At 67.1% G+C, this 6,061-nt stretch carries 6 protein-coding genes; 4 read left to right on the top strand and 2 right to left on the bottom strand.

The annotated features are described in order from the left end of the window. On the top strand, positions 1-609 hold a 609-nt coding region (locus KDB67_RS08300), incomplete at its 5' end, for an acyl-CoA dehydrogenase family protein (RefSeq protein ID WP_291014690.1). A gap of 80 nt (positions 610-689) precedes the next feature. Next, a complete protein-coding gene (locus KDB67_RS08305; RefSeq protein ID WP_291014692.1) occupies positions 690-1,526 on the top strand; it encodes a mycofactocin-coupled SDR family oxidoreductase in 837 nt (278 codons plus the stop codon). A gap of 157 nt (positions 1,527-1,683) precedes the next feature. On the opposite strand, the gene KDB67_RS08310 is transcribed toward KDB67_RS08305, so the two are convergent. Continuing rightward, entirely contained in the window at positions 1,684-4,356 is a 2,673-nt protein-coding gene (locus KDB67_RS08310; protein WP_291014694.1) for a LuxR C-terminal-related transcriptional regulator, read from the bottom strand. Positions 4,357-4,673: 317 nt separating this feature from the next. Between KDB67_RS08310 and KDB67_RS08315 the strand changes: the two genes are divergently transcribed. Continuing rightward, positions 4,674-5,069, top strand: a complete 396-nt coding sequence (locus KDB67_RS08315; protein ID WP_291014696.1) for a nuclear transport factor 2 family protein — start codon at positions 4,674-4,676, stop codon at positions 5,067-5,069. Between the two features lie 40 nt (positions 5,070-5,109). After that, positions 5,110-5,607: a flavin reductase family protein gene (locus KDB67_RS08320; protein WP_291014699.1), complete on the top strand. Its 498-nt coding sequence runs from the start codon at positions 5,110-5,112 to the stop codon at positions 5,605-5,607. Between the two features lie 10 nt (positions 5,608-5,617). Here the strand turns inward: KDB67_RS08320 and KDB67_RS08325 are convergent. Beyond that, positions 5,618-6,061: MetQ/NlpA family ABC transporter substrate-binding protein (locus tag KDB67_RS08325; RefSeq protein ID WP_291014702.1), on the bottom strand; the 444-nt coding region annotated here is incomplete at its 5' end.

Raw genomic sequence — 6,061 nt, forward strand, 5'->3', positions numbered from 1 at the left:
AACTGGGATGTCATGGGCATGGTCGGCACCGGCTCCTACGACTACGCGGTCAAGGACCGGTTCGTGCCGGACAAGTTCACCATGGAGACCTTCGCGACCGTCCCCACCCAGGCCGAACCGGTCTACCAGCTCGGGCTCCTCGGCATCGGCGTCGGCGGTCACGCACCGGTGGCGCTGGGGCTGGCGCAGCGGGCGCTGCAGGAGATCGCCGGCATCGTCAACAACAAGATCCGGCCTGGCTACGACGGCCCGGTGGGTGACTCGGACCTGTTCCAACTCGACTTCATGCGGCACGAGGCGAAGTTCCGGGCGGCACAGGCCTATGTGTACGAGGTCTTCGGGGACGCCGAAGCCACTGCGGCACAGGGGATCGAGATCTCCGACGAGCAGCGCGCCCGGATGCGGCAGGCCACCACCTGGGTGCAGGAGGTGACCGGCGAGGTCGTCATGTTCGCGCACCGCTGGGCGGGCAGCGCCACGGTCCGTAACCCCAGCGCCCTCGGCCGCTGCGTCCGCGACGCCGCCGTGGCAACCCAGCATGCGCTCATCGACCGGATGACCCTGGTCGAGGCCGCACCCGCGATCCTGCCCGGCTACCAGAACCGCTGACCTCTTTTTCACTCTTCGCCGACCCTGTATCCGACACCGTCGGCACATTTCACCGAAGTATGCGCAAGGAGGCGCACATCATGGGACAACTCGACAACAAGGTGGCACTGGTCACCGGAGCCGCACGCGGACAAGGACGTTCGCACGCCATCAGGCTCGCCGAAGAAGGCGCGGACATCATTGCGATCGACATCTGCGCCAAGCTCGGCACCACCGAGTACAAGGGAGCCACACCCGAAGATCTGGAGGAGACCGCCCGCTTCGTCGAGAAGACCGGCCGGCGCGCGGCGACCTCGATCGTGGACGTCCGGGACCTCAAGGGTCTGGAGCAGGCGGTGAAGGAGGGGATCGCCGAATTCGGCCGACTCGACACCGTGGTGGCCAACGCCGGCATCTTCTCGTCGGCACCGCTGCACGAACTCACCGAGACGCAGTGGAACGAGATGGTCGACATCAACCTCACTGGCGTGTGGAAGACGATGCGCGCCACCGTTCCCTACCTGATCGAGCAGGGTGAGGGCGGCTCGATCATCCTCATCAGCTCGACCGGTGGCCTGCAGGGGTTCCCCAACTTCGCCCACTACGTGGCCGCCAAGCACGGGGTTCTGGGTCTGGCCCGGACTGCGGCGAATGAGCTTGGTGCGCACAGTATCCGGTGCAACTCGATCCATCCGACATCGGTGCTGACCGACATGATCGACCACGAGGCCATGTACCGGCTGTTCCGCCCCGACCTCGAACACCCCACCCACGAGGATTTCAAGGAGGCGTGCGAGCAGGGCATGAATCTGCTGCCGACGCCGTGGGTGGAGGCGCGCGACATCTCCAACGCGGTGCTGTGGCTCGCCTCGGACGCCTCGCGCTTCGTCACCGGCATCGCGCTGCCGGTGGACGCGGGCACCCTGTGCAAGGTGTAGTGACACGGCCCGAGGCGTAACACCCCGATCGCCTCACCGAAAATAGACTTCTGCCCCGGGCGGTGCGAAAACGCCTGCCCGGGGCAGAATTCCAGTTTGTGTGGGGACTCATCCGGGGAATGCGGGAAGTCGGTCCGGAACAGATCAGGCCAGATCCTCAGGACGGCGAGACACGGGAGCCGGAGATCGCCGCGGCCATCTGCGTCCGGCGGGTGAGATTGAGTTTGCGCAGGGCATGCTCGACATGGCCCTCGACGGTACGGGGCGAGAGGACGAGCCGCTGCGCGATCTCCTTGTTGGTCAGGCCGTCGGCCACGAGCACGGCGACCTCCTGCTCGCGCTGGGACAGGGAACCGAGCAGAACGGTGTCGTGAGCCGGCGGTGAGCGCCGGACGACGGCCGGACTGCGGTCGTCGGTCACGGCGGCGGGCGCGTCGCCTGGGGCCCCGTCGCCGGCGATGTAGTCGAGTAGCTCCGATGTGGACATCGCTTCGCCACGGGCCCACCAGGTTTCGAACGTGGACTCACCGAGATCGGCGCGGGCCGTGGCAACCGCGTCCGCGCGCAACGCATTCCAGTGCTCCGATCCGTACAGTTGCTGCCCGAAGAGCCCCCACAGCGCCGACGCCGCACCGAGTACCACCGCGGCACGCGTCCCGGACCCGTCGGCGGCCAGCGACCAGCCCAGCAGGTCGGCCATCAGCGTCATGCCGACGACGTCACCGAACGGTCGATGCTCACCGAGGGCCTGGGAAGCCAGTTCGGCGGCCCGGCCGGGTTCTCCGGCGAGCAGTGCCGTCAGACCGAGCCCGTAGGTTGCGTAGGAATGGAACCATTGTTCGCCCACGGCGGCGGTCGCCTCGTGCACCTGCGTGAAAACCGCCCGGCTGCCGTCGATGTCGAGAATCGAACTCAGCAGCATCCCGCGGTGCACCCGCAGGGTGGCCAGCAGATCGGCGTCGGATTCGCGGTAGAGCGCCTCGGCATGGTCGAAGTGTCTTCCGGCGGACACGAAGTCGCCGGCGAAGAAGTCGCGCAGTCCGGTGGTGTGGATGGCGAAGGCCGCGGTCTGTCGGTCGTGGACACGATCGGCGAGGCTGCGGGCCCGCTGAATCGAGAAGGCCGCCGACTCGCGATCGCCCTGCAAGGTCTGCAGCAGTGCGAGGACCCCGAACATCCGCGCCTTGTTCCTGTCTCCTGCATGGGGTAGGTCCAGCGCTTTGGTCAGCCACATGCGGTGCTCCCGGCCGGATATGCCGCAGGCCCACAGGAATCGGGCCGAACCCAACGCGTGCGTGGCGACGGCGGTGAGGTCGGGGTCCGCGCGTGAGTCCATCGCGAATTCCAGTGCGGCGCGGACGTTTCCCAGGTTGTCCTGGACCACGGTGGCCTTGGTCACCTGGTCGGGACCGTACCAGTGGGTCGCCGAGTCGACCATGATCCGCGCGGACCAGGCCAGGAGCCGGGCGTTCATCGTGTCGCGGTCGCGGGGGACCAGTTTGCTCCAGCCGTACTCGCGGATCGACTCGAGGAGACGGAAGCGGGCACGCCGGTCGTCGGCGACGCGGGACACCACCGACTTGGCGACGAGCCCGGCGACCGCGTCGACGACCGATTCGGCGGGCAACTGGTCGTCGGCGCACACCTCGACGGCGGTGCCGAGATCGAATCCACCGATGAACACCGACAGGCGTGACCACAGCAATTGCTCAGGCGCGGTGCAGAGTTCGTAGCTCCAGTCGGTGGTGGCCTGCAGGCTGCGGTGCCGTGCGGTGCGGTCGCGCGATCCGACGGTCAGCATCGACATCCGCCGGTCGAGGAGATCGGCGAGGTCGTGCACCGACAGCACGTTCAGCCTGGTGCAGGCCAGTTCGATTGCCAGCGGAAGGCCGTCGAGGCGTCGGCAGATCTGTTGTACAGCTTGATGATTGGCGTCGGTGAGCTCGAATCCGGCGAGAGCCGACGATGCGCGGCGGGTGAACAGTTCCACCGCGGCACTCACGTCGTGGGTGTCCTCGGTCGAGAGAGCTCCGAGGTGGAAGACGTACTCGCCCGGAATCGACAGGTACTCCCGTGAGGTCACGATGATCCGCAGCTCTGCCGTCGATGCGAGCAGGTGCGCGATCAGTGCCGCGGCGCCGTCGACGACGTGCTCGCAATTGTCGAGGACCAGCAGCATCCTGCGGGTGCGCAGGAATGTGGCCAGTGTGTCCGGCACCGATCGGTCGCTGGACTCCCTGCTGTTCAGAGACAGGGCATCGCATACGGATTGGGCCAGCAGGGATTCATTGCGGACCGCGGTGAAGTCGACGAACCGCACGCCGTCGGGAAAGGCGCGGCGAAACTCCTCGGCGGCGGCGATCGCCAGGCGCGTCTTGCCGATTCCGCCCGGGCCCACCACCGACACGAGCCGATGGTCGCCCAGGAGACGGCGTAGCTCGGCCAGTTCACCGCGCCGCCCGACGAAACTGGTTGCGGGGCGGGGGAGACCGGGCGTCGCGGTACCGCTCGATCGCCCGAGTTGAGCCGTGTTCTCCGAGCGGATCGTATTCACTCGCCGGGCCAGCAGGGTGCGTGATCGGGTCCAGCCGATCGACCGTCCGATCTCGGCGATCGTGACGTCGGGGTCGGTGGCCAGGATCCTGCGGATGTCGTCGTCGGCCTCGTCGGCGAGCGAGCCTTTGACGCTGCGATGATCCTCGGGCGGCGACGTCATCGCCAGAGCCCGCCGGACGGTATTGCGCGACATCCGAAGTCGTTCGGCGATCCCCTTGATCGTCTCGCCCTCGGCGTGGCACCGCTGAATCTCGGCCCACTCGTCAGCATTCACTTCGGTACCTCTCGTCCGGTATCGGCACCGTCGGGATCGCACATTCCCCACATTCGGTGATGCAGATCACTCTGCTGTCCGATGGCGCCTGCCGACAACCCCGGGGGTCAAGATGTGTCACCGCGGGTGTCGGGTGCGGGTGTGACAGTGGGATCACCCGTCACGGAATGCCTCTTGACCAGGTCTTTCGCGCTGACGTTCCGGTCCTGGGTGATTCGGGGCCCAGATCACGTAGTCGGCCGGTTACCCGACGGGCCGGTCGACCGCCACAGTGATGGTCGACACACCAACCCGATCATCCCCCGAGAGGACACATCATGACCCAGCAGAACGCAGACGCCCTGACCAAGGCCTTCGCCGCCGCCGACGCCGGCGACCCGAGCCTGCTCGTCGCCCTGTACGCCGACGACATGACCTGGGCGGGCTTCACCGTGGAAGGCGCGGTGCGCCTCTACACCAAGGGTGAGTTCCTGGGCGCCTTCGGTGTGGTGGCCAAACTCGACGAGGCCCGCAACGAGGTGGTGCACTGCGACGTCGTCGGCGACGAGATCGTCACCGCGAACGTCCACATCTACCGGCGTCTGGGTGACACCGTGCTCGACACCACGATGGTCATGGTGCACCGCTTCGTCGACGGACAGGTGAAGTTCGGCAACGACATGGTCCCGTCGTCGTTCGAGCAGTTCTGGGCCTCGGTGGGGATCACCGGGTAGTCACCCCGTCGGGATCACCGGATAAACATAGGAGTTCGTCATGTCCGCACCACTGACCGACCTGCAGACCGAGTTCCGGCAGGCGATGGCCAATCTTTGCGCACCGGTCTCCATCATCACCGTGATGGACGGTGACCGTCCGCACGGCACCACCGTCAGCGCAGTGATGTCGCTGTCGATGGACCCGCTGCTGGTGGCCGTCGCACTCGCCGACACGTCCGAAACCCTGGCCCGGATCAGGGAATCGAAGGCGTTCGGTGTCAATGTGCTGGCCGGTGACCAGCACGACATCGCCGGCCGATTCGCGACGAAGGGGCCCGACAAGTTCGGTGACATCGACTGGCACCAGGTCGAGTCGGTACCGCGTATCACGGGCACGGCGGTGTGGCTGGCGTGCCGGGTGGCCGACCTGCTGCCGGGTGGTGACCACACCATCGTCGTCGGCGATGTCGTTGCGGCCGAGTCGGATACGGACGCGCAGCCGCTGACCTATCACCGGCGGGGATTCGGCACGCACGCGGCGCACGGCGATCGCTGAGGCCAGGCCGTCAGCTCGTGGCCGCCGCGGCGGCGATGTTCGCGCCGCGGTAGGTCCGGTTCAGGTAGCCGGCAAGCCGCGGATCCTCCAGCGCGCGAGTCAGTTCGAGCACGCGGGGATCACCGGCGAGCCGTGACGGCGCGACGAGGACGTGCGCGTACGGGTTACCGGGCCCGGGTTCGACGGCCAGGGCGTCGGTGGCCGGCACCAGTCCCAGACTCGCGGCTTGATCCGGATTGAGGACGATGGCGTCGTAGCTGTTGTAGGTCGACTTGAGGAACTCGTCGAAGCTGAGCCCGATCACGTCCAGATGCCGAGCCGAATCGAGGACGTTGGCCGCCGTGATGGTGAGATCCTGCGCCGAGGTGCCGCCGAACTTGCGGTCGAGGGTGACCAGTCCGGCCGATTGCAGCAGGTACAGGCCACGTGCGAAGCCGGTGGGAGTACTCGGCAG

Source organism: Gordonia sp. (in: high G+C Gram-positive bacteria), assembly GCF_020438995.1.
Taxonomy (GTDB): domain Bacteria; phylum Actinomycetota; class Actinomycetes; order Mycobacteriales; family Mycobacteriaceae; genus Gordonia.